We start from the raw sequence: 23,200 nt of genomic DNA, 5'->3' as shown, positions 1-23,200 counted from the left end.
GTGCTCGGCGGGGCTGCTGCGGCTCGGCGGGGCTACTGCGGCTCGACCGGGCCGTCCTGGCCGGCCACGAGGTCGCCGCAGCTCGTCTCCTGCGCCGTCGTGACGACCGGGTCGTCCGCGGCGGCGTCCTGCGCGACCGTCTCCTCCTCGCCGTTCGTCGCGACCTTCGCACCCGTGCCGAGGTCGACGAAGGTGCGCGACACCGTGAAGGAGGAGCCGTCGTCGGACACGGCGTCCAGGCCCGCGAGGCGGAGCGTGCCGTCGACCTCGGTGCAGCCGACGCCCGTGCCGAAGCCCGTGAAGCCCTTGTCGAACGTGTAGGGCTCGGCCTGCGCGTTCTGCGTCGGCGTCAGGGCGCAGTCGGCGGCCGAGAGCAGCAGGACCTCACGGCCGGTGTCGACGAGCGCGATCGGCGCGGTCCCGTCGCCCGCCGCGACGAGCTGGACGATCGCGCTCGCGGGCTGCGGGCTCGCCGACTCGACGGGCGCGGAGAACGTGGCGCCCGACGCCGTCGTGATGCCGAACGTGCGGTCCGCGCCGCCGGTGAGCCACGCGGTGTCGGGGCGGCCGTCGCCGTCGACGTCGACGATCTCGTGCGTGCCCGCCCCTGCGGGGACGCCGTCGCCGGTGGCGGGGCACCCCTCGGCGGCGGGCGTCGAGGCGCCGTCGGTGGGTGACGCCGCGTCGGTGGGGGACGGGCTCGCGGGAGCGCTGGTCGACGGCGCGGGCGTCTCGGCGGCGGGGCCGTCGTCGGTCGGGCGGTTGACCAGCCACACGACGAGCGCGATCACCGGCACCGCCACGACCGTGACGACGATCCACGGCCACGTGCGGCGCGTCGGCGCGGGCTCGGGGTCGGGCGTGGGGAAGGGGTCTCCGGGCGTGGTCATGTCCTCAGGCAACCACTGCCGCCGGGGCGTGGCATCCGGAGCCGCGGGGGACCCGTGGCACCCAGGGTCTCAGCGACGCAGCACCCGGGCGAGCGAGCGGGTGAGCGCGTCGCCGTCGGGGCCGTGCGCCGTCGGGACGCCCCCGACGTCGCCCGGCAGGCTGCCGGGCGCGGGCAGCGGCGAGCCGTGCGCGAGGACCTGCTGCGCGGGCGTCAGCTCGCGGATCGCGACGGCCGCGACGTGGCCCGGGTGGCGGCGTGCGGCGCGCGCGTAGATGTCGGGGTCGTGCTGGCCGTCGTCGCCGATCAGCAGCCAGTCGACGTCGGGCAGCTCGCGGAACAGCCGGTCGAGCGACGTGTCCTTGTGCTCCGGGCCGCTGCGGAACCAGCCCGTGTTGGTGGGTCCCCAGTCGGTGAGCAGCAGCGGGCCGGGCGGGAAGCCGTGGCGCTGGAGGAAGCGTCGCAGGTTGGCGGCGGTGTTCCACGCGCCCGTCGACACGTAGACGAACGGGGTGCCGGGCCGCGACGTCGCGATGCCGCGGTACAGCGCCGCCATGCCCGGCACCGGCACGCGGGCGCTCGAGTGCCGCACGAACGTGTTCCACGCCGCGATGAACGGGCGCGGGACGGCCGTCACCATCGCGGTGTCGTCGATGTCCGAGACGACGCCGAGCCGGCGCCCGTCGGCCACGACGAACACCCGGCCGGTCGCCGTCGCGCCCGCCGAGGTGCGGAACGAGACGTCGTGCCAGCCCGGCGCGAGGTCGACGTCGATCACCCGGTCGAGGTAGCCGCCGCGGTCGGACACCAGGTCGACCGTCGTGCTGCCCACCCGCACGCGGACCTCCTCGCGCGGGGCCGGCGCGGTGAAGAAGTACCGCCAGCCGCGCCTGTCGGCGGACTCGCGCTCGTGCAGCGCGGGGTCGAACGCGGGGCTCGCGAGGAGCACCCGGCCCAGCACGCGCACCCGGCGCGGGCTCCCGTAGCCGGCGAACGGCTCGACGCGCGGGCGCCACCCGCGGGCCTTCTGGAAGCGGGAGACGACGGCGCGCCACCGGTCCTCGAGCCGCGCGGCCCGGTGGGGGCGCTGGCTCGGGGTGGGCTCGCTCGTGACGGTCGGTACGGGTGCGGTCTGCGGCATGGCTCGGGGCGCTGTCCTCGGTCGGGGGTGGCGGGTCAACCCTGTCACAGCCTGCCCACGAGCGCGGGGTGTCGCGCGGGGGCGTAGGTCGCCGACGAGCGCGTGCGGGCCCGGCGGGCCGTGCCTAGCGTGGCCGCGTGAGCGACGAGACCTCCCGGAACCCTGCCGACCTGCCCGGCCGCCCCGTGCCCGAGGGCGTGAGCGACGCGACCGTCGACGCGCTCGGGGCCCTGAGCGAGGCGCTGGAGACGACGGAACGCGCGCGCGGGCACCTGTACACGTTCCACCAGCTCACCGGGGAGGCGGACCTCGCGCTCGGCGAGGCGGTCGAGAAGCTGCGCGCCGCGGGGCACGCGGAGGTCGCGGACCGGATCGAGGCGGAGCTCGTGGGACGCAACGTCGTCCCCGGCCGCTGGACGTTCCAGCTCGTCGAGGAGTACGACGACGGCTACTGGTCGGCGTTCCGCGAGCATGAGCGCACCGTGCGCGACGAGCTCGCAGGCGGCGCCCGGCACCTGTTCGAGGCCCGGATGAAGCAGGACCGGCGCACGGCGGGGCGTCCCGGACACGAGGCCGGGCCCGACGACGTGCGGTGACGTCTGGTCGGTGTGTCGAGAGGCAACCGACCCCGTCCATCGTGCCCAGCCACCGCCGGGCCGGGCCGTATCGTTGCGGGGTGACGGACGCCCGGATCGCCCGCCAGTTCGTGGCGCTCACCTTCCTGATCGCCTACGGGCTCTCCGGTGGGCTGATCGTGGCGGCCCGCTCCGGCTACGAGGTGCACAACGTCGTCACCACGGTTCCCGAGCTCCTGGCGAACGTGCCGTTCGCGCTCTACATCCTCTCGCCCGCGATCGCCTCCTACGTCGTCCTGCGAGCGAACCGCAGGGTCTCGGGTCTCCGGGAATGGCTGCGCCTCGTCTTCGTCATCCGGGGCCGTCCTGCGGGGTGGCTGCTCGCCCTCGTCGCGCTCGCCGCGTACTTCGCGCTCCACCTGCTGGTCTCCGGCCCCTCCGCGCACGCGGTCCCGTGGTTCATGTTCTTCCTGTCGTTGCCGGGCAACCTCGTCATCGGCGGCATGGAGGAGGCCGGCTGGATGACCGCGCTGCAGCCCGGGCTCGATCGGCGGTGGGGGTTCGTCACCTCGTCGCTGGTGGTCGGGATCATCTGGCTGCTCTGGCACGTGCCGCTCTTCTTCATCCCTGGCACGAACCACGAGTCCGGTCTGATCGACTTCTGGATGTTCGCGGTCCAGATCATGGCGTTCCGCTTCCTCTACGGCGCGATCTTCAGGATGGCCGGCCCGAACGGGGTGCTCCTGTGCATCCTCAGCCACACGGTGTTCAACGCCGCCAGCTTCACTCTCGGCATCCCGCCGACGACCTGGGCAGGCACCCTCGCTGCCAACGCGGGGGTGGTGATCCTTGCCCTCGCGGCGGTGATGATCGCGCCCAGGTCTCGGGTGACTCGTCGATGGCGCCGCGACCGATGAGTCCGGGCGCGCTCGCCGGTCCCAGGGGCAGGACCGACGAGAGGAACCTCCATGACCACGGCCGAGCAGCCTGCCGCCCGACCCGCCGCCCCCGACGCACCGGAGGGGACGCTCGTCCCCGGGTTCAGCTCTCCCGGCGCGCGTCCCGTCCCGTGGGAGACGGTGCGCGACGCGCTCGAACGGGCCGAGATCTCGTGGATCTCGACCGTGCGCCCCGACGGGCGCCCGCACGTCACGCCGCTCATGACGGTCGTCGCCGACGGCTGCCTCCACGTGACCACCGGGCCGGACGAGCGCAAGGCCCGCAACCTGGCCGAGAACGCGCACGTCGTGCTCACGACCGGGAAGAACGACTACGAGGACGCGCTCGACGTCGTCGTCGAGGGCACCGCCGCGCGCGTCACCGAGGACGCGGCGCTCCGCCGCCTCGCCGAGCGGTGGCGCTGCAAGTACGGCGACGACTGGACGTTCGACGTCCAGGACGGCGCGTTCGTGCACGACGGCGACCCGGCGCTCGTCTTCTCCGTGCGGCCCGAGGTCGTGTTCGCGTACGAGCGCACGGCCGAGCACGCGGCGATGCGGTGGCGGTTCGGTCCGGGCCCGCGCGCCCTCAGTGCCGTGGGTCTCTGATCGCGGCAGTGAAGAGCGGCCAGCCGGTGTCGTCGGAGGACACCGAGAAGACGTAGGGCCGGTCCACGCGGAAGGTGATGCTCTCGGCCGCGATCTCCGCCGCAGTTTCGACCTCGACGATCTCGGTGACGGCCGCCGCGACGGTGCCCTCGGCGTCGACCTGGAGGAGCGCCTGCTGCCAGGCCTGCGAGACGTAGAGGTCCTGGTCGCTGATGCCGCCGAGGTCGGGCGGCTCGACCGGGTCGAGGAGTCCGCCGAGCCCGGCCGCGGAGAGGGCGGGCCGGAGTTCCAGCGGGTCCTCGGCGGGGACGTCGAGCGTCGGCAGGGTCAGCGCGACCGTCTGCCGGGGTGCCGTGTCCAGCGCCTCCCGCAGCGCGGCGAGCCGACCCGGCGCGACGGACGCCGGGTCGGCTCCCTCGGGCGGCAGCACGACGTCGGCGTGGAACCCCTCGACGTACGGCAGCCGGACCGCGCGCCACCCGTCGTCCTCGGCGTACGCCCACGACTCCGTGAGCCGCAGCGACTCCACGTCCGCCACCTCGCCGCCCGCGAGGGTGAAGGGCGAGGGCGCCGTGTCGCCCTCGTCGAACGGCGCCTCCCACCGGGCGGCGAACAGGACCGCGTTCTGGAGCACGAGGCGCAGGTCGGCGTCGGGCTCGACGGCGCTCTCCTCGACCAGCCCGCCGGTGTGGAACCGGACCCACTCGCTGAGCGGCGCGATGCCCGACGACGTCCCGAGGTCCGTGTGCAGCACCCCGGCGCCGTACCCGGTCGCGAGCGTCTCGAGGTAGGGCTCGTGGACCTCGGCCTCGTCGTCGAGCACGACCTGGTTCGCGACGTGCACGAGCGGCTTCTCCGGGAGCTCCTCCGCCCGGACCTGCGCCGGGTCGCCATCGTAGGCGGCGAGCGACGCGAGGAGGGCGTTGACCGCGTCCGTCCGGTCCTGGCCGGACGCGCCGAGCGCGTCGTCGAGGGCCAGCGCCGTGTCTCCCCGCGCGCCCTCGGCCAGCATCGAGAGCGCGACGACGGCGCTCGCCGGCGAGACCACGACGTTGCCCTCACGGGGTGCCGCGGCGAGCATCGTCAGGCCGAGCCGCTCGGTCGCGTCGACGACGCCGGGCGTCGCGCCGGCGTCGGCCACGCTCACGACGTCCCGCGCGGCGTCCGCGGTGGCGAGGGGCAGGTCCGGACTGGAGGTCACGCCGGTGGCGCACGCCGTGAGCGCGGCCAGCGCAGCCGTCGTCGTCAGGGTGGCCAGCCCGCGCCGACGCAGACTCGGCTCCTGGTGCGGTGCTGCGGTCGTCGTCATCGATCCCCCCGGCGGTCGGGGCCGGCGCGCTCGCCGCCCTCTCTCCGACTGTGTCGGCGGGAGCGCGATCCTTGCTCCGCGGAGCGCGCGGGCGCGGACCCGCGGGCGGGCCGCCGGCGCCTCCGGTCTGACTCCTGCGCCGCGGTCAGTCGACCGCGGGCCCGAAGCGCTCGGTCTTGATGCGCGCCGGGTCGTGGCCGAGCGCCACGAGCTGTCGCGCGACGGCCTCGACGAAGCCCGTCGGCCCGCACACGAAGCACGCGGGCTCGATCTCGGGCGGCCAGCCCCACGCGGCGAGCTCGCGCCGCTCGACGCGGCCGGGCCCGCGCATCGAGCCGAGCGGGGTCGAACGGGTGTGGACGACGTGGACGTCGAGCCCGTCGTGCGCGGCCGCGAGGCGGTCGAGGTCGTCGACGTACAGCATGTCCTCGGGGCGCCGCACCGAGTACACGAGCCGGAACGGCGTGCGGTCGCCGGCGTCGCGCCGGGTGCGGAGCATCGCCATGAGCGGGACGAGGCCCGAGCCGCCCGCCGCGAGCAGCACGGACGTCCCGGCGTCGCGCTCCGGCGACCAGACGAACCACCCGCCGACGGGCCCGCGCAGCTCGATCGCGTCACCCACGGCGAACACGTCGGTGAGGTAGGTCGAGACCTCGCCGCCGGGGACCCGCTGGACCGTGACCTCGACGCGCGCGGGGGCGACGCCGTCGGGCACCGCGCCGTCCTGCCGGACGGCGGGCGGGCTGCCCGGGGAGGGGGCGTCGTCGGGCAGGGGGGTGCGCGTCGCGGCGCTGCCGATCGAGTAGCTGCGCTCGGCGGTGTAGCCGTCGGGCGCGGTGAGGCGCAGGTCGACGTGCTGGCCGGCGAGGTGGCCGGGCCACGCGGGGACCTCGAGGACGAGCGTCCGCGCGGACGGGCTCTCCGCCCACGCGCCGACGAGCGTCGCGACCTGCCAGCGCGACGGCGTCGCGTACCGCGCGCCGAGGCGGACGGGCGCCTCAGTCACCCTGGTACCTCTGCTCGCGCCACGGGTCGCCGAGGTCGTGGTAGCCGAGCCGCTCCCAGAAGCCCTGCCGGTCCATGGGCATGAGGGTGATGCTGTTGACCCACTTCGCCGACTTCCAGAAGTACAGGTGCGGCACGAGGAGCCGCGCGGGGCCGCCGTGCACGGGGTGCAGCGGGGCGCCGTCGAAGGTGTGCACGACCCACGCCTTGCCACCGAGCAGCTCGGCGACCGGGAGGTTCGTCGTGTAGCCGCCGTAGCAGCCGATCATCGCGAAGTCGGCCGTGGACTCGACCTCGCCGAGGAGCGTGTCGAGCGAGACGCCGCGCCAGGACGTGCCGAACTTCGACCAGCGGGTGACGCAGTGGATGTCGACGGTCGGCTCGTCCTGGGGGAGCGCCAGGAGCTCGGCCCACGACCAGGATCGGGTCGCGCCGGTCTCGGTGGTGACGTCGAAGCGCCAGGTCGCGGTGTCGACGCGCGGTGTGGGCCCTGCCGAGAGCACGGGGAACCCGGTCTCGACGTACTGGCCCGGCGGGAGCGCCACGCCCTGCGGGCGGGGCCGGCCCTGGAAGCCGGGGGTGAGGGTGCTCATGGCTCACGGTAGGCGCGGCCCGCCAGGCCGCGCCAGGGGTCAGGCGTCCGCGTCACCCCGGGGCGGTGCGGCGACGAGGCGCACGACGGCGTCGCGCAGCCACGCGCGGTACCGCTCGCGCGACCAGCCCGCACCGGCCGCGAAGTGCGTCCAGCCCTCCGGCGCGAGGAGGTAGGACAGGGTCTCGGCGGACTCGTCCCGCGGTGCGCGCAGCCGGAACCCGTGGTCCGCGAGCACGTCGACGCTCGCGCGCAGGTCCGCGCGACGGCGGTCGAGGAGCGCCGCGAGCTCGGCGGCGACGGCCTCGTCGGAGCGGGCCGCCGACGTGAACGCCGACCACAGGGCCGCGACGCGTTCGTTCGCCGCCGCCACGAGCGCGACGAGCCCGTCGAGGAAGGCCTCGGGGTCGGTGGTCCCGGCGACGGCGCGGCCCTCGGGCCGGGCGGCGAGCGACTCCTGGCCCTCGGACCCTGCGAACGTCACCTCGAAGGCCGCGAGGAGCAGGGCGCGCTTGGGCCCGTGCACCTTGACGGTCTCGAGCGACACGCCCGCCCGTTCGGCGACGCGCGCGAGGGTCGTGCGCTCGTAGCCACGCTCGGTGAGCTCCTCGGCCGCTGCGCGCACGACGCGCTCGCGGGTGCGCGCGGCCTGCTCGGCGCGGAGGTCGGACGTGTAGGCGCGGGGGACCACTATTGACTACCCCTCTAGGGTGATGAATACTCCTGACGGTTACCGATCTTCTCACACGCCGCCTCCCCCTCGGCGTCCTCGCGCGGACGGCCCGGTCCCGCGCCCTTCCCGTCCGACCGGCGCGTCCCGCGCCGCCCGAGAGAGGCACACCGATGGCCACCGTCCTGCTCTGCTCCACCCCCGTGCACGCCCACGTCACCCCGCTGCTCGCGGTCACGCGCGCGCTCGTCGCCCACGGCCACGAGGTCCGGTTCCTCACCGGCGCGCGCTTCGCCGCGGCCGCGGAGGCAGCCGGTGCCGAGCACGTGCCGCTGCCCGCCGCCGCCGACTTCGACGACCGCGACCTCGCGGCCGCGTTCCCGGGCCGCGCGGGGCGCACCGGTCTCGACGCGATCCGCCACGACATGCTCGAGATCTTCGTCCGGCCGGGCGCCGCGCAGCACCGCGCCGTCGTCGACGCCCTCGCCGCGCGCCCGGCCGACGTCGTGCTCGTCGAGCCCCTGTTCCTCGGCGCGATGGCGCTCGTCGCCACCCCGGCCGACCGGCGCCCTCCCGTGCTCGCGCTGGGCATCTTCCCGCTCGGGCTGAAGAGCGACCTCACCGCACCGTTCGGCCTCGGCGTGCTTCCCGCGCGCGGGCCGCTCGGGGTGCTGCGCAACCGGGCGCTGCACCGGTTCGTCGAGGGCGTCGCGTTCGCCGCGCCGCAGCGCGCCGCGCAGGACATGGTGCGCGCGACCGGCGCCACCCCGAGCGACACGTTCTTCCTGGGCTGGCCCGCCGACGCGGACGCCGTCGTGCAGCTCACCGTCCCCGAGCTCGAGTACCCGCGGCCCGACGTCGTCACGCCCGTCCGGTTCGTCGGCCCGCCGCGGCCCGTCGCCGCGCACGGCGATCTCCCCGCCTGGTGGGACGACCTCGGCACGCGTCGTCCTGTCGTCCACGTCACCCAGGGCACCGTCGCGAACGAGGACCCGCACCAGCTCCTCGTCCCGACCCTGCGCGCGCTCGCGGACGAGGACGTGCTCGTCGTCGCCGCGACCGGCGGGCGGCCCGTCGAGACGCTCGGCACGCTGCCCCCGAACGCGCGCGCGGCCGAGTATCTCCCGTACGACGCGCTGCTCCCGCGCACGTCGGTCCTCGTGACGAACGGCGGCTACGGCGGCGTGCACCACGCGCTGCGACACGGCGTGCCCGTCGTCGTCGCCGGGAAGACGGAGGACAAGGCGGAGGTCGCGGCCCGCGTCGCGTGGACCGGGACGGGCGTGCGGCTGCGGACCAGCACGCCGCGGCCCGCCCAGGTGCGACGTGCGGTGCGCCGCCTGCTCGACGACCCGTCGCACACCCGGGCCGCCGCGCTCCTCGGCGAGCGCATCGCCGCCGCGCCGGGGGAGGACGGCGTCGTCGCGGTCGTGGAGGAGGTCGTCGCCCGGCGCGCCGCTCCCCGTGCCGCACGCTGACGGGGGAGGAGGATCGGGGGATGCCCGGCGCCCTCGGTCGTGCTGGAGCCTGCGCTTGCTCCGCTGCGCTCCGGCTCAGCACTCGACGACGTTGACCGCGAGGCCGCCCGTCGAGGTCTCCTTGTACTTGGTCGACATGTCGACGCCCGTCTGGCGCATGGTCTCGATGACGGTGTCCAGCGAGACGACGTGCGAGCCGTCGCCCTGGAGCGCGAGGCGCGCGGCGGACACGGCGGTGCACGCGGCGATGGCGTTGCGCTCGATGCACGGGACCTGGACGAGCCCTCCGACCGGGTCGCACGTGAGGCCGAGGTTGTGCTCCATCGCGATCTCGGCCGCGTTCTCGACCTGGGCGGGCGTACCGCCGAGCACCGCGCAGATGGCGCCGGCCGCCATGGAGCACGCCGACCCGACCTCGCCCTGGCACCCGGCCTCCGCGCCGGAGATGGACGCGTTGCGCTTGTACAGCGCGCCGATGGCGGCGGCGGTGAGCAGGTACGTGCGCATCGCCCGACGACGGCGCGCCGGGTCGGCGGCGACGTCCGGGTGCGTGCGCAGGAAGTGCCGCCCGACGGCCGGGATGATCCCGGCCGCGCCGTTCGTCGGGGCGGTCACGACGCGCCGCCCGTCGGCGTTCTCCTCGTTGACGGCCATCGCGAAGGCCTGGAGCCACTCGATCGTCGTGTCGGCGCCGCGCTCGTCGGCCAGCTCGAGGCGTTCGCGCTGCGCACGCGCCCGACGCCGGACCTTGAGCCGGCCGGGCAGGACGCCGTCGCGCTCCAGCCCGGCGTCGACGCACGCGCTCATCGTGTCCCAGATCCGGTCGACGCCCGCCTCGACGTCGGCCACCGGGCGCAGGGCGGTCTCGTTGGCCCACGCGACCGCGGCGATCGACGTCCGCTCGCGCTCGCACACGGCGAGGAGCTCGGCCGCGTTGGCGAACGGGTACGGCACGCCGGCCGGCTCGGTCCGCGGGTCGATCGTCTCGCCCGCGAGCTCGGCGCCGACCTGGGCCGCCTCGTTCGCGGCGGCTGCCTCGAGCTCGGCCGCGGTGAGGACGAACCCGCCGCCGACGGAGTAGTAGGCCTCCTCGGCGAGCGTCGCGCCGTCGGCGTCGAGCGCGGTGAAGCGCATCCCGTTGGGGTGACCGGGCATGCGCGTCAGCGGCGCGAGGCGCACGTCGTCGCGAGTCATGGTGATGCGGTGGCGGCCGAGGAGCGCGACGGGTGCGCCGTCACCGAGCTTCTCCCACGACCCGGGCACCCGAGCCGGGTCGCACGTCTCGGGGTCCAGGCCGAGCAGGCCCGCGACGACGGCGTCCGGCGTGCCGTGGCCGACGCCCGTCGCGCCGAGCGAGCCGCACAGCACGACCCGCAGCCCCGCCACGGCGTCGAGCGCGTCGCCCGCGGCCAGGGTCGTGACGAACGCCTTCGCCGCGCGCATCGGCCCGACGGTGTGCGAGCTCGACGGTCCGACGCCGACGGAGAACAGGTCGAGGACCGAGACGTAGGCGCTCATGCCCACCATGGTCGCACCTCGTCCACGATGCGGGCGGATTTTGCTATAGCGGATCGGTCACGACGGTGCGGAGGCGGACCTGCCCAGCACGACGGGGCACGTCGCGAGGTGGTCGTCCACGAGGCCGCACGCCTGCATGGCCGCGTACGCCGTCGTGGGCCCGACGAACCGGAAGCCGTGCTTCTTGAGCGCCTTCGACAGGGCGACCGACTCGGGGCTCGTGCTGGGGACGTCGCCCCACGTGGCGGGCTGCTGGGAGCGCGGGGGCGGCGCGAACGACCACACCAGCTCGTCGAGCGAGCCGCCACCTGCCTGCAGCGTGAGGAGCGCCCGCGCGTTGTCGATCGTCGCGGTGATCTTCTGGCGGTTGCGGATGATGCGGGCGTCGGTGAGGAGCCGCTCGACGTCGGGCTCGTCGAACGCCGCGACCGCCTCCGGGTCGAACCCGGCGAACACCTCGCGGAACGCCGGGCGCTTGCGCAGCACCGTGATCCAGGACAGGCCGGACTGGAAGCCCTCGAGGGCCAGGCGCTCGAACAGCGCGGTGTCCCCGTGCACCGGCACCCCCCACTCGGTGTCGTGGTACTCCTCGTAGAGCTGGTCGCCGTCGCCGAAGCAGCGGGCGCCGGGGCGCGGCGCGGGCGGCGCGTCGTCGGGCACGGCGAGCGGGGTGGACGCGTCGGTCTCGGTCGTCATGCGCCCCACTCTGCCGCCTCCCGCCGACACCCACGAGGTCCCTGTGGACGGCGCGCGCCCGGACGCGTGCGCCGAGGCGCCTGTGGTCAGGCGTCGGCCGGGGGCAGCGCGACCTCCGCGATCGCGCGCAGCGCGTCGAGGTGCGCGCGCAGGGCGGCGGCACCGGCGGGCGTGAGGCGCACCCAGGTGCGCGTGCGTCGTCCGGCGCGCTCCTTGCTGATGTCGACGTACCCGGCGTCCTCGAGCACCGTGAGCTGCTTCGACAGCGTCGAGTCGGACAGCTCGATCGTGTCGCGCAAGGTCCGGAAGTCGGCCTTCTCGACGCCCGAGAGCGCGGCGACGACGGACAGGCGGACGGGGGAGTGGATCACCTCGTCGAGCGTGTGGCGCGGGTGGTGGTCGACGGCCGCCCCGTCACCTGCCGGGGGCCGGTTCGTCGTCACGCCGTCACCGCCGCGTCCCGCGGGGCGGGCCGCCAGGCCGCGACGAGCAGCGGGACGGCGCTCACGAGCGCCGCGGGCACCCAGTACGCGACGGAGCCGGGCCACACCACCATCCCGGTGACGAGCACCGCCCCGTAGACCACGGCCCAGGACACCGCACCGACGGCGATCCGGCGTCGCGTGCCGACGGCCAGGGCGCCCTGCCGTGCGGCCCACGTGGCGCCGACGGTGACGATCGCGACCCAGGCGGCCATCCCGGCGACGAAGCCGACGCGGCCGCCGAGCCCGATCGCGAGCACCAGCCCGACGCTCGCGACGGCCCACCCCGTGAGGTAGAGCCGGACCCACCGCCACCCGCGCGCCCGGGTGGCGGTGGCGAGGCGATCGGCACGGTCGAGCGCGGCTGCCGCGTCGAGGGGTGCGGTGCAGGTCGTGTCGTCGGTGCTCATGGATGCCATCGAAGCATCTACTTTCCATCATGGCAAGTATTTGCCATGGGGACCTCTCCCTATCGTGCGCGTCGGCGGTCCCGTGCACACTGGTCCCGGCCGTGCCCCGTCCTGGGCCGCACGACGCCGTCGTCCCGACCGCCGTCCCTGAGGAGCCCCATGTCCGACGCCCTGGCCGCGCTCGCCGCCGCCGTCGCGGCAGCGCCCGCGAGCGCGCCGCTGCGCGTGCACTACGCGAGCCTCCTGCTCGCCGCGGGGCGTCCCGTCGAGGCGCTCGAGCAGGCCAGCGCCGGGCTCCGGATCGACCCCGCGGACGGCGAGGCGCTGCGGCTCGTCCAGGAGGCGGCCGCGTCCGCCGCCGCGGCGTCGCGACCGGCGGACGCCGCTCCCGGGCAGGCGCCGGGCGCCCCCGCGCCCCACGACCCTGCCGGGCCAACCGACGTCGCCGCGCCGCACGACCCTGCCGCGCCGTCCGACCACGCGGGGCAGGCCGCTCCCGCCGGGCCGGGGAGCCCGGCGTCGGGCATCGACTGGGACCGGCTGGAGGACGAGCTCGACGTGCGCGTCCCGCCGCCCTTCGTCGAGGAGCCTGCGGTCGGCACCACGGGCCCCGCTCCCGCCGACCCGAGCCCGGCACCCGGGCAGGCCCACGCCGACCCGGCGCCCGGGGGCGGGCAGCCGTTCCTCGTGCCCGCGCGCGACGACGCCCCCGACGACGGGTCGGGCCTGCTCGAGGTCTCGCGCGAGACGGTGACGCTGGCGGACGTCGGCGGCCTGGAGCCGGTGAAGAAGCGCATCCGCGAGGCGTTCCTGGAGCCGATGCGCAACCAGGCCATCGCGCAGGCGTTCGGCAAGTCGCTGCGCGGCGGCCTGCTGCTCTACGGGCCGCCCGGCACCGGCAAGACGTACATGGCACGCGCGGTCGCGGGCGAGCTCGGCGCGCGGTTCCTCACGGTGACGCTCGCGGACATCCTCGACAAGTACATCGGGGAGAGCGAGCAGAACCTCCACGCCCTGTTCCAGCGTGCGCGGCAGCTCGCGCCGGCCGTGCTGTTCCTCGACGAGGTCGACGCGATCGGCGGCAAGCGCGCGCAGTACTCCGGGTCGTCGGGCATGCGGACGGTCGTCAACCAGCTCCTCCAGGAGATGGACGGCATCGGCTCCGACAACGACGGCCTGTTCGTGCTCGGCGCGACCAACCACCCGTGGGACGTCGACACCGCGCTCCTGCGCCCGGGCCGGTTCGACCGCGTCGTGCTCGTCCTGCCGCCCGACGAGCCCGCGCGCGAGGCCATCCTGCGCCACCACCTCGCGGGGCGACCCGTCGCCGGGATCGACCTGCGCTCCGTCGTGCAGCGCACCGACGGGTTCTCCGGCGCGGACCTGGAGCACCTGGCGGCCACGGCAGCCGAGAAGGCGATGATGGACTCGATCGCGTCCGGCCAGGTGCGGCCCGTCACGATGGCCGACATGGAGTCGGCGCTCGCGGACGTGCGGCCGTCCACGACGGCGTGGCTCCAGTCCGCGCGCAACGTCGTGACGTTCGCGAACGACGACGGCCGCTACGACGAGCTCGCCGCGTACCTGCGCGCGCGGCGCATGCTCTGAGACGGCGAGGCTGCCGACGGTGACCACGACCATCGACCCGCGCGCCGTCGGCGCGCGCGTCGAGCTGCTCGTCCAGATGGGGCGGCCCGAGCGCGCCCTCGACGAGGTCGACGAGGCGCTCGCCGCCGTGCCCGACGACGCGCGGCTGCTCCTCGCCGCCGCGTGGGTGCGGCTGCACCTCCAGCGCTCCGCCGACGCGCTGCCCCTCCTGGAGCAGGTGGTCGCGGCCCAGCCCACCGCCGACGGCGCGCTCTACCTGCTGTCGGTCGCGCGGCAGAACACCGGCGACGTCCCCGGTGCGCGCGACGCCGCGCGGCGCGCCCTCGAGCTGGACCCCGACGACGCGCGCTATCACCTCCAGCTCGCCGACGCCCACCTCTCGGGGCGCGTGCGCGGCGCCGACCGGCGGCTCGCGCGCGAGCGCATCGCCGCGGCGCTCGAGCTCGCCCCCGAGGTGCCGGACCGCCTCGCGCAGGCGGCCCGGCTCTGGTCGCGCCTCGGGGACGACGACCGGGCTCGCGCCCTGGTGCGGCAGGGCCTCGCCGTCGCGCCGGAGCACGAGGACCTCCTCTACCTCGACGCGGCGCTCGCGCTCGACGCGAGCCGCAGCGCCCAGGGGTACAGCGGCGTCCTCGCGATGAACCCCGAGCACGCCGAGGCCGGGTACCTGCTGCACCTCAGCGTGTGGCAGCAGGTGCTCCGGCTCGTCGAGATGCCGGTCCTCCTCGTCGGGGCCGTCGCGCTCGTCGTCGGCTTCGCGATGAGCGACGCCCACGTGGGCAGCGTGCCGGTCTGGGGGATCGTCGTGCTGCTGTGGACGGGCGTGACCGCGCTGCGCGTCGTGCCCGTCCTCCTCCAGGTCCCGCGCGGGCTGCTGCGCCGCACCCTGCGCCGGACGCCGTTCCGCAGCGGCACCGTCGTGGCGATCGCCGTCGGGTGGGCGGGCGTCCTCGCGGGGCTCGCCCTGCTCTACCTCGTGCGCGACGCCGCCGCCGTCCGGTGGTTCCTCGTCGGGCTCGGGGCGGTGCTCGCCCTGGTGACCGTCACCTCGGCCGTCCTGCACGCGGCGATGTTCACGCAGGCGCGCGAGCTCGGCTACCTGCCGCCCGGCGTGACCGGAGCGGCGCGCGTCGCGGCGCTGCGCGCGAACCTGCGCCGCGCCGCCGTGCGCCGGGTGGTCGTCCTCGGGGTCGTCGCGGTCGTGGTCGCGGGCGTCGGGTCGGGCGCGCTCGCGCGCGAGGACGCCCGCCCCGTCGCGGCGCTCGCCGCGGTCGCGTACGTGCTGCCGCTCGTCGTCGGGATGTGGGCCGCGTGGCGCGTCGCGGCCCGGCAGCGCGCGGCGTCCGACGAGCGCCCGCCCGTGAGCACGGCCGCCGCGGTCCGCGCGGGGCTGGGTGGCGCCGTCCTCCTCCTCGCCACGGTCCTGCTGCTGCTCGCCGAGGCGGCAGCGCTCGCCGCGCTGCCCGTCGGCCCCGACGAGCACGACGCCGACGGCCGCTACGTCCAGGAGGAGCGCGCCCCGCGCGACCCGGACTCGGCCGTGCAGGAGTGCACCGGCCGGCCCGCCACGCGTCTCGCCTGCATCCAGGAGAACAACCGCGTCCGCCAGGAAGAGCTCCAGGAACGGCTGGGTGACCTCGACGTCCCCACGATCGACGTCCCCACGTTCGACGTGCCGGACCTGCCCGACGTCCAGGTTCCCGACGCCCCGGTCTCGCCGAACTCCTGACCTGGTGGGAGGCCGGACCGAACGACCGTCAGCCGCGGTCGACGGCCCCGCGGGCCACGGCGCGCTGCGCGACGAACGCCTCGATCCCGTCGAGGAGGATGTCGAGCCCGGAGCCGACGCCGCTCTCCGAGGCGTCGGGCCGGGCCTCGGGCGGCGTCCACGCGGCGAGCGCCTCGGTGAGCGCGGGGTACGTCTCGGGGTCGGCGAGCCGGGTGAGCACGAGCTCGTAGTCCGCGTACGGGTCGGCGGCGGCGCGCCGGGTCTCGACCTGGACGCGCCCCTCGCCGAGCACGTGCTGCGCGAGGAGCCCGACGATCTGGAGCTTCTCGTCCGTCGTCAGGTCGAGCGGAGCGAGGATCGCGAACGCGCGGTCGATCCAGCGCAACCGGTTCGGGCCGACCTGCGCCGTCGTCAGCGGCAGGTCGAGGAACCAGGGCCGAGCGAGGACGCCCTCGATCTGCGCACGGGTCCAGGCCGTGAGCCCGGCGCGCCAGTCCCCGTCGTCCGGGGGTAGCTCGAGCAGGTCCGCGGCCGCGTCGGCCATGAGGACGAGGAGCTCGTCCTTGCTCTCGACGTAGCGGTAGAGCGCCATCGGTGAGTAGCCGAGCGCCTCGGCGACGCGCGCCATGGACACCGCGGGCAGGCCTTCGGCGTCGGCGAGGTCGACGGCGGCGCGCACGACCTGCTCGACGGACAGTGCGGGCTTGGGGCCGCGCCGCGGGGCGGTGCCGTGCCCCCACAACCGCGCGACGACGGGCGGGAGCTCCTCCCGGGCGCCTGGACGGTCGGTGCTGGGGCGGTCGTCGCCGTCGGTCCCGGTCATCTCGTCATCCTCCCAGCGGACCTTGACCGCCTGCACGGCGGTGTCTACGGTCAGAAGAATAGTAGATGCAATAAACAGTTTCGTGCCGACGCGGTCACGCCTCACCCAGGAAGCAGGGACCCCATGATCGAGATCAGGCGCGGCGACGAGCTCGGCGAGAGCAGTCGGCGGCGGATCACCGAGGTTCTCGTGCGCGGCTTCGCGGAGGACTTCGCGTACTTCTCGAAGGACCCGCGCGTGCTGACGGACGCGTTCGCGCACATGCTCGTGCTCGAACGGTTCTACGTCGCGGTCGTCGACGGCGAGCCCGCCGCCGTCGCCTCGGTCACCGAGGGCGAGCAGGAGTGCTTCGCCCCCGCGCGGCGCACCTTCCGGGACGCGTTGGGTCGTGTCCACGGCGCGATCAGCTACCGGATCGTCCGGAGCCAGTTCCTCGGCGCAGACGACGGTGCGCGGGACGGCCTCGCGGAGATCGGGTTCGTCACGACGGCGCCGGAGCACCAGGGCCGGGGGGTGGGCACCGCGCTCATGCGTCACCTGATGGAGCTGCCGTACGACGAGCTCGTGCTGCGCGACATCAAGGACACCAACGCCCCCGCGCTGGGGCTCTACCGCAAGCTCGGGTTCACGGAGACGGGGCGCCGCCCGCTGCGGTTCGCCCGGCGGGCAGGGTTCTCGGCGTACGTCACGATGAGCCACGCCCGGGACGTCGCGTCGTGACCGCTGCCGCCGCGGTGCGTGCCGGTCGACCCGCCCGGTGAGTGGCGGCGCCGGAGGCACGAAGAAGGGCGGCGGCCCCGGAGTCCTGTCCACCGGGACCGCCGCCCGCGGGGGCGGCACCGTCGACGTGAGGCCGCCCCCGAGTCGAGGGCCGGGCGGCGGGAGCGCCGCCCGGCCGTGCGCGCCGGTCCGTCAGACCGCCGCGAGCCGACGGCGCAGCCCGAGCCCGACGCCCGCGACGCCCGCGAGCACGGACCCGCCGACCAGCGCCGACATGCCGAGCGACACCCGTCCGACGGGGCTGTTCTCGACGCTGTCCTTGAGCTCCGTCGTGCCGTCGGAGAGGGTGCCCGTGCCGTCCGCGAGCGTGGCCGCGCCCTCGGCGATGCGGGTGCTGCCGTCGTGCAGGTCGGACGCGCCGTCGGCGAGGGTCGTCGTGCCGGCGTGCAGCGACGCGGAGCCCTCGGCCAGCGCCGCGTTGCCCGCGGCGAGGGTCGTCGCGCCCGTCGAGAGGGTCGTGAGCCCGTTCTGCAGGCGCAGCGTCCCGTCCTCCAACCGCGTGGTCCCGGCGAACAGGTCGCCCGCGCCCGTGCGCAGCCGCACCGTGCCGGCAGAGAGGTCGCCCGCGCCCGTCGCGGCCTTCGCCGTCCCCGCCTTGAGGTCGGCGGCGCCGGACGCGAGCTCCGACGCGCCTGCGGCGAGCTCGGAGGTCTTGGTGGCGAGCTGGGCGTTGCCGCCCGCGACCCGGGCGGCGCCGTCGGCCAGGCGAGCCGTGCCCTCGGCGAGCGCTGCCGAGGCGGCGGCCGCGTCGGTGTTCCCGGCGGCGAGACGGGCGGCGCCGTCTGCCGACGCCGCGTTCCCGGCGGCCAGGGTCGTCGCGCCGCCCGACACCTTGGCGGCGCCGTCGGCGAGGGCGCGGGTCGCCCCGGCGAGCGAGGCGTTGCCGGCCGAGACCGTGCTCGCACCGGCGGCGAGGGCGTCGGCCCCTCCGGAGAGCTGCGCCGTCCCGGCGGCGAGGCTCTGTGCCCCGCCGGAGACCGCGGCGGCGCCGGAGGCGAGCCCGGCCGCACCCTCCGCGAGCCGCGTCGCGCCCGCGTCCGCCTCCTGGGCGCCGGTGGACACCCGTGCGGCTCCGGTGCTGAGGTCCCGAAGACCCGCCTCGAGCCGGGCCGCGCCCGCCGCGGCGCCCGAGTCGCCCGCGAGCCCGTCGCGCAGGGCGGACGCGCCGGTGACGAGCCCTCCGGCCCCGGCGTCGACCCTCGCCGCGCCGTCGCGCACCGAGCCCGCGGCACCCGCGAGGGCGTCGAGCCTCGCCTTGAGGGCCGGGTCGTCGGTCGCCGCGGCCAGCCCCGCAAGCTGTGCCGCGAGGGAGTCCGCTCCCGCGTGGACCTGGTCCGCGCCTTCGGCCACCGAACGCGTCCCGTCGGCCAGGCGGACGGCGCCGTCGCGGGCCGTGGAGAGACCCGCGGCGAGTCCGGACGCGCCGTCCCGGAGCTGGGCGGACGCCGCCGCGACCTGCTGCGCGCCCGGCGCCAGGAGCGCCGTGCCGTCCCGCAGCGAGCTCGCGCCGGCGGACAGCTGCTCGGCGCCCGCCGCGACCGTCGCCGCGCCCGGTGCGAGCGAGCCGGCGCCCCGGGCGGTGGCGGCGACGCCGTCGCGCAGGGTCGAGGCGCCCGCCGAGACGCTGCTCGCCCCGGTCGCCAGGTCGCGCGCGCCGGACGCGGCGCCGGAGAGGCCCGTGGTGACCGTCGACGCGCCGTCCGCGACGGTGCTCGCCCCGACGGCGAGCCGCGCCGTGCCGTCGGCCAGGTCGGACGCGCCGGTGGCCAGCGCCGAGGTGCCGTCGGCGAGCAGACCGGCACCCTGCGCGGCCGTCGCGTTCCCGGCGGAGAGCTCGGCCGCGCCGTCCTTCAGGGTGCCCGCGCCCGTCGCGATCTGGGACGCGCCGTCGGCCGCCCGGGCGTTGCCCGCGGCGAGGCGTGCCGCCCCGGAGTCGAGGTCCTTGCTGCCCGCCGCGAGACGGGCCGCGCCGCTCGCCGCGTCGCCCGTCCCGGCGGCGAGGCGTGCCGCACCGGCGTTCAGCTCGTCGGCACCGGCGGCGAGCTCGGTCGCGCCGTCGAGCGCGGTGGTGCCGCCCGTGGCGAGCTGGGTGGCGCCGTCGGACGCCTTCCGCGCACCGGCGGAGAGGTCGTTCGCACCAGCCTCGAGGTCGCCGGCACCGTCGGCGAGGCGCCGCGCGCCGGCCTGGGCCTCGGTCGTGCCGTCAGCGAGGGTCGCGGCGCCGGCGTCGAGCTCGGCGGCGCCGTCGTCGAGGCGGGTCGCGCCGTCGGCGACCTTGCCGTTGTACACGAGGAGGAACGCGACCAGGCCGGCGACCGCGAGGGCGAGCACGGCGAGCGCGACGGAGGTGAGGACCGTGTGCGTGCGCGACGGTCGGAGAGCGTGCTGCGTCATCTGTCGTCCTTCCTCACGCCCGGCGTCGTCGCGGGGCGTTCGGCACGAGGGGAGAGGTGCGGGAGAGGCGGGTACCGGTCTGCTCGGCGCGGGAGTGCGCCGGTGCGCCCACCACCGTTGGCGGGACGTGGAGTAGCAGGTAGATCCCCAGCGACGCTAGCAACGCCCCGGACACCACGGACAGCGAGTACTAGGTACTTTCGCCGTCACGATTCGGTCACGGGCCCGAAGTATCAGGTACTCCGCACGCGAGTCCGTCGCTCGGAGCAACGGACGGCCGTCCGGGCCTTCGCAGACGAGCCCGCACGCGCCTGCCGAGTGTTCACCCAGCGGCCATCCCCCCGCCCGCGACCCGTCGTCGTCCCGCCACGGCGTCGCACCACCCTCTGCTCGACCCTCGTCGAAGGAGAGACATGCCACCGATCACCGAGCGGACGCCCGCGGGGGCGCCGGAGCGCGCCGCACTGGCCCGCCGTCCGCGCCTCGCCGCGCTCGTCGCCACCGGCACGACGCTCACCCTGGGCCTGGGCGCGCTGCCCGCGCTCGCGGCCGTGCCCGCCCACGCCCCGAGCGGCACCGCCGCCGCCCCGACGGTCGCCGACGCCTGGCCGACCCCGGCGCCGGCCGAGACGTTCCACCGGCTCGCGACGTACCCCGTCTTCGACAACCGCCCGGCCGGCGAGGACGCCGCCGCGGAGACGGTCGCGGAGATCTCGGCGGTCAGCGAGGACGGGCGGACCCTCGTCCACACCGACGCCCTCGCGCGCCGCATCGGCTTCCTCGACCTCACCGACCCCGGCGCGCCGCAGGGTCTCGGCACGCTGAGCCTCGCCGAGCTCGGGTCGGAGCACGACGAGCCGACGTCGGTCGCGGTCGTCGGCGGGTACGTCCTCGTCGTCGTGGACACGTCCGTGAGCTTCACCGAGCCGAGCGGCCGCCTCGACGTCGTCGACCTCGCGACGCGTGAGCGCGTGCGGTCGCTGGACCTCGGCGGCCAGCCGGACTCGATCGCCGTCACGCCCGACGGCGCGCACGCCGTCGTCGCGATCGAGAACCAGCGCGACGAGGACGCGACGCCGGAGGGCGGCGACGAGGGCGACCTCCCGCAGCTCCCCGCAGGGTTCGTGCAGATCCTCGACCTGCCCGGCCGCGACCCGGCCGCCTGGTCGACGCGCGCCGTCCCCTTCGTGGACGAGGCGGGCGCGCCGCTGCCCGTCGTCGCGGCCGCTGGCCTCGACACGCCCGAGGACCCGGAGCCGGAGTACGTCGCGATCAACCCCGCGGGCACCAAGGCCGCGGTGACGCTCCAGGAGAACAACGGCGTCGCCGTCGTCGACGTCGCCTCGGGCGAGGTCGAGAGCGTCTTCTCCGCGGGTGCGGTCGCCGTCTCGGGGATCGACGTGAAGAAGGACGGCACGATCGACCAGACCGGGTCGATCCCCGCGACGCCCCGCGAGCCGGACGCCGTCGGCTGGGTCGACGACGCGCACGTCGCGACCGCCAACGAGGGCGACTGGAAGGGTGGCTCCCGCGGCTGGTCGGTGCTCGACGCCGTCACGGGCGAGGTCGTGTGGGACGCGGGCGCGGAGCTGGAGCGCCTCGCCGTCCGCGTCGGCCTGCACACCGAGGACCGCGCGGCCAAGAAGGGCGTCGAGCCCGAGGGCCTGGCCGTCGCGACGCTCGGCGGGACGCGGTACGCGTTCGTCGGCTCCGAGCGCTCGAACTTCGTCGCCGTCTACGACGTGACCGACGCGGCCGCCCCGCGGTTCGTCCAGGTCCTCGCGACGACGAACGGTCCCGAGGGGCTGCTCGTCGTGCCGCAGCGCGACCTGCTCGTGGTGTCGAGCGAGGAGGACGACGCCGCGGCGGGCGTGCGCTCGGCCGTCACGGTGTTCGGGCGCGGGGACGCGTGGGCCGACGCCGCGGGGTCGCCCCGGTTCCCGAGCGTCGTCTCCGCGGACGCGACCACGGGCCCGCAGGCCGGTGCGCCGATCGGCTGGGGCGCGCTCGGGGCGCTGAGCGCCGACCCGACCGATCCCCAGCGCCTGTGGACGGCGACCGACGCCGCGTACTCCCCGACGCAGCTCCTGTCGCTCGACGTGCGCGGCGACGGCGAGGGCTCGCCCGCGGTGATCGACCGCACGGTCACGGTCACGCGCGACGGCGCACCCGTGGGTCTCGACGTCGAGGGGGTCGCGGCGCGCCCCGGGGGCGGGTTCTGGCTCGGTGTCGAGGGCGCGAAGGGCGCGGAGAACGCGATCGTGCACGTCGACGCCGCGGGCGCGGTCGTCGAGTCCGTCGCGCTTCCCGACGCCGTCGTCGCGGGCCTCGGGAAGCAGGGCATCGAGGGTGTCGCGGTCGGTGCGCCGGCCGGTGCGGGCGCACGCGGGCCCGGGGCCCAGGCCGCGGGCGAGCAGGTGTGGGTCGCCCTCCAGCGCGGCCTGACGACGGACGCGGGCGGCACGGCGGGCACCGCGCGGATCGGGCGCTACGACGTCGCGACGCGCACGTGGGACTGGTTCGCCTACCCGCTCGAGCGCACCACGACGGACGGCGACTGGCTGGGGCTGAGCGAGGTGACCGTCGTCGACCACGACACGCTCGCCGTGATCGAGCGCGACAAGCTCAACGGCCCCGCCGCCGCGGTGAAGCGCGTGTACGCGGTCGACGTCCCGGACGTCGCCGTCGGCGCGGCGTCGACCACCCCGGTCCCCGTGACGAAGACGCTCGCGCACGACGTGCTGCCCGACCTGCGTGCCACGAACGGCTGGACGCAGGAGAAGCTCGAGGGCCTCACGGTCGGCGGCGACGGCACGGTCTGGGCGATCACGGACAACGACGGCCTGGCCGACGCGACCGGCGAGACGGTGCTGCTGAGCCTCGGCGCGGCGTCCGACGTGTTCGACGGCCACCTCGACGAGGAGGCGCCGGGCCCCGATGAGCCCGGCGAGACGCCCGGCGCGGGGGAGCAGCCGCCGTCGGCCCCCCGGCACGCCGTGGGGGTGGACGACCTCACCGCGGCGAACCACGGCGGCGTCAGCCTCTCCCCGACGCACGTGCGTGCGGGCGAGCAGGTCACCGCGACGGCCGACGGCTTCGCACCCGGCGAGTGGGTCTCCGCGACCCTCTTCTCGACGCCGGCGGACCTCGGCATGGTCCGGGCCGACGCGTCGGGCCGGCTCACGGCGACCGTCACCGTCCCCGCCGACACGGCGGTGGGCGAGCACCGGTTCGCGCTCGTCGGCCAGGTGGACGGCCGCGTGCTGTGGACGGAGCTCGAGGTGCTCGCGACGGACGCCGCGACCGGCGGGTCCGACGGCGCCGCGTCGGCCCGGCCGGACGGGCTCGCCACGACCGGGTCGTACGTCGGCGCGCTCGTCGGGCTCGCGATCGTGCTCGTGGCGGGCGGCGTGACGATCGTCGTCGCTCGGCGCCGCCTGCGCGGGCTGCCGCGCTAGGTGTACTGACCAGGAGCGTTATTGACGTAGCGAGAGACCTCCGTGTCGAGTGGGAGCTGTCTAGGAACCCGGCTCGTGCCAACGGAGGTCTCTCGT

20 protein-coding genes are annotated in these 23,200 nt (G+C 76.1%); 8 read left to right on the top strand and 12 right to left on the bottom strand.

Annotated features, from left to right (window positions below):
• Positions 1-32 precede the first annotated feature (32 nt).
• Both ACZ4MO_RS17545 and ACZ4MO_RS17540 read right to left on the bottom strand, forming a co-directional pair.
• Positions 33-890, bottom strand: a complete 858-nt coding sequence (locus tag ACZ4MO_RS17545) for a hypothetical protein (protein WP_175009917.1) — start codon at positions 888-890, stop codon at positions 33-35.
• A 69-nt stretch (positions 891-959) separates the two neighbouring features.
• On the bottom strand, positions 960-2,030 hold the full coding sequence (locus tag ACZ4MO_RS17540; RefSeq protein ID WP_175009918.1) for an App1 family protein phosphatidate phosphatase: 1,071 nt from the start codon (positions 2,028-2,030) through the stop codon (positions 960-962).
• A 137-nt stretch (positions 2,031-2,167) separates the two neighbouring features.
• Here ACZ4MO_RS17540 and ACZ4MO_RS17535 point away from each other — a divergent pair, with 137 nt between their 5' ends.
• The 3 genes from ACZ4MO_RS17535 to ACZ4MO_RS17525 all read left to right on the top strand — a co-directional run bounded on the left by ACZ4MO_RS17535 (position 2,168) and on the right by ACZ4MO_RS17525 (position 4,152).
• Entirely contained in the window at positions 2,168-2,626 is a 459-nt protein-coding gene (locus ACZ4MO_RS17535) for a hypothetical protein (protein ID WP_255437374.1), read from the top strand.
• Positions 2,627-2,706: 80 nt separating this feature from the next.
• Positions 2,707-3,522 (top strand): CPBP family glutamic-type intramembrane protease, encoded by an 816-nt coding sequence (locus tag ACZ4MO_RS17530; protein ID WP_175009919.1) that lies wholly within the window; start codon positions 2,707-2,709, stop codon positions 3,520-3,522.
• 51 nt (positions 3,523-3,573) lie between these two features.
• Complete coding sequence (locus ACZ4MO_RS17525) at positions 3,574-4,152, top strand: pyridoxamine 5'-phosphate oxidase family protein (RefSeq protein ID WP_175009920.1); 579 nt, start codon at positions 3,574-3,576, stop codon at positions 4,150-4,152.
• On the opposite strand, the gene ACZ4MO_RS17520 is transcribed toward ACZ4MO_RS17525, so the two are convergent.
• The 4 genes from ACZ4MO_RS17520 to ACZ4MO_RS17505 all read right to left on the bottom strand — a co-directional run bounded on the left by ACZ4MO_RS17520 (position 4,133) and on the right by ACZ4MO_RS17505 (position 7,749).
• The gene (locus tag ACZ4MO_RS17520; protein WP_175009921.1) at positions 4,133-5,461 is read right to left on the bottom strand and encodes a serpin family protein; all 1,329 of its coding nucleotides are present in this window, start codon (positions 5,459-5,461) and stop codon (positions 4,133-4,135) included. The two genes, ACZ4MO_RS17525 and ACZ4MO_RS17520, sit on opposite strands and share 20 nt — an antisense overlap.
• 145 nt (positions 5,462-5,606) lie before the next feature.
• Positions 5,607-6,467: an FAD-binding oxidoreductase gene (locus ACZ4MO_RS17515; protein WP_175009922.1), complete on the bottom strand. Its 861-nt coding sequence runs from the start codon at positions 6,465-6,467 to the stop codon at positions 5,607-5,609.
• On the bottom strand, positions 6,460-7,059 hold the full coding sequence (locus ACZ4MO_RS17510; protein ID WP_163185129.1) for a sulfite oxidase-like oxidoreductase: 600 nt from the start codon (positions 7,057-7,059) through the stop codon (positions 6,460-6,462). Before ACZ4MO_RS17510 ends, ACZ4MO_RS17515 begins: the two co-directional genes overlap by 8 nt.
• A 39-nt stretch (positions 7,060-7,098) precedes the next feature.
• Positions 7,099-7,749 (bottom strand): TetR/AcrR family transcriptional regulator, encoded by a 651-nt coding sequence (locus ACZ4MO_RS17505; RefSeq protein WP_255437375.1) that lies wholly within the window; start codon positions 7,747-7,749, stop codon positions 7,099-7,101.
• Between the two features lie 152 nt (positions 7,750-7,901).
• Between ACZ4MO_RS17505 and ACZ4MO_RS17500 the strand changes: the two genes are divergently transcribed.
• On the top strand, positions 7,902-9,206 hold the full coding sequence (locus ACZ4MO_RS17500) for a nucleotide disphospho-sugar-binding domain-containing protein (protein ID WP_175009924.1): 1,305 nt from the start codon (positions 7,902-7,904) through the stop codon (positions 9,204-9,206).
• Between the two features lie 75 nt (positions 9,207-9,281).
• Here ACZ4MO_RS17500 and ACZ4MO_RS17495 read toward each other — a convergent pair whose 3' ends face one another.
• From ACZ4MO_RS17495 to ACZ4MO_RS17480, 4 genes are all read right to left on the bottom strand, one after another.
• Positions 9,282-10,724 (bottom strand): L-serine ammonia-lyase, encoded by a 1,443-nt coding sequence (locus tag ACZ4MO_RS17495; protein WP_114553090.1) that lies wholly within the window; start codon positions 10,722-10,724, stop codon positions 9,282-9,284.
• 57 nt (positions 10,725-10,781) lie between these two features.
• Positions 10,782-11,420, bottom strand: a complete 639-nt coding sequence (locus ACZ4MO_RS17490) for a DNA-3-methyladenine glycosylase I (RefSeq protein WP_175009925.1) — start codon at positions 11,418-11,420, stop codon at positions 10,782-10,784.
• 86 nt (positions 11,421-11,506) lie between these two features.
• The gene (locus ACZ4MO_RS17485; RefSeq protein WP_255437376.1) at positions 11,507-11,863 is read right to left on the bottom strand and encodes a winged helix-turn-helix domain-containing protein; all 357 of its coding nucleotides are present in this window, start codon (positions 11,861-11,863) and stop codon (positions 11,507-11,509) included.
• Entirely contained in the window at positions 11,860-12,312 is a 453-nt protein-coding gene (locus ACZ4MO_RS17480) for a hypothetical protein (protein ID WP_255179911.1), read from the bottom strand. The genes ACZ4MO_RS17485 and ACZ4MO_RS17480 overlap by 4 nt, the downstream gene beginning before the upstream one ends.
• A 159-nt stretch (positions 12,313-12,471) precedes the next feature.
• On the opposite strand from ACZ4MO_RS17480, the gene ACZ4MO_RS17475 reads away from it, so the two are divergent.
• Both ACZ4MO_RS17475 and ACZ4MO_RS17470 read left to right on the top strand, forming a co-directional pair.
• Entirely contained in the window at positions 12,472-13,920 is a 1,449-nt protein-coding gene (locus ACZ4MO_RS17475; RefSeq protein WP_175009926.1) for an AAA family ATPase, read from the top strand.
• Between the two features lie 19 nt (positions 13,921-13,939).
• Complete coding sequence (locus tag ACZ4MO_RS17470; protein ID WP_175009927.1) at positions 13,940-15,649, top strand: tetratricopeptide repeat protein; 1,710 nt, start codon at positions 13,940-13,942, stop codon at positions 15,647-15,649.
• A gap of 28 nt (positions 15,650-15,677) precedes the next feature.
• On the opposite strand, the gene ACZ4MO_RS17465 is transcribed toward ACZ4MO_RS17470, so the two are convergent.
• A complete protein-coding gene (locus tag ACZ4MO_RS17465; protein ID WP_175009940.1) occupies positions 15,678-16,472 on the bottom strand; it encodes a TetR/AcrR family transcriptional regulator in 795 nt (264 codons plus the stop codon).
• Positions 16,473-16,595: 123 nt separating this feature from the next.
• Between ACZ4MO_RS17465 and ACZ4MO_RS17460 the strand changes: the two genes are divergently transcribed.
• Positions 16,596-17,192, top strand: coding sequence for a GNAT family N-acetyltransferase (locus ACZ4MO_RS17460; RefSeq protein ID WP_175009928.1), 597 nt, complete (start codon positions 16,596-16,598; stop codon positions 17,190-17,192).
• A gap of 192 nt (positions 17,193-17,384) precedes the next feature.
• Here ACZ4MO_RS17460 and ACZ4MO_RS17455 read toward each other — a convergent pair whose 3' ends face one another.
• Positions 17,385-19,646 (bottom strand): hypothetical protein, encoded by a 2,262-nt coding sequence (locus ACZ4MO_RS17455; RefSeq protein WP_175009929.1) that lies wholly within the window; start codon positions 19,644-19,646, stop codon positions 17,385-17,387.
• 413 nt (positions 19,647-20,059) lie between these two features.
• Here ACZ4MO_RS17455 and ACZ4MO_RS17450 point away from each other — a divergent pair, with 413 nt between their 5' ends.
• Positions 20,060-23,104, top strand: a complete 3,045-nt coding sequence (locus ACZ4MO_RS17450) for an esterase-like activity of phytase family protein (protein ID WP_175009930.1) — start codon at positions 20,060-20,062, stop codon at positions 23,102-23,104.
• Positions 23,105-23,200: the final 96 nt, after the last annotated feature.

It is taken from the genome of Sphaerisporangium cinnabarinum, from assembly GCF_055567015.1.
This window is presented reverse-complemented; position numbering and strand designations above follow the sequence as displayed.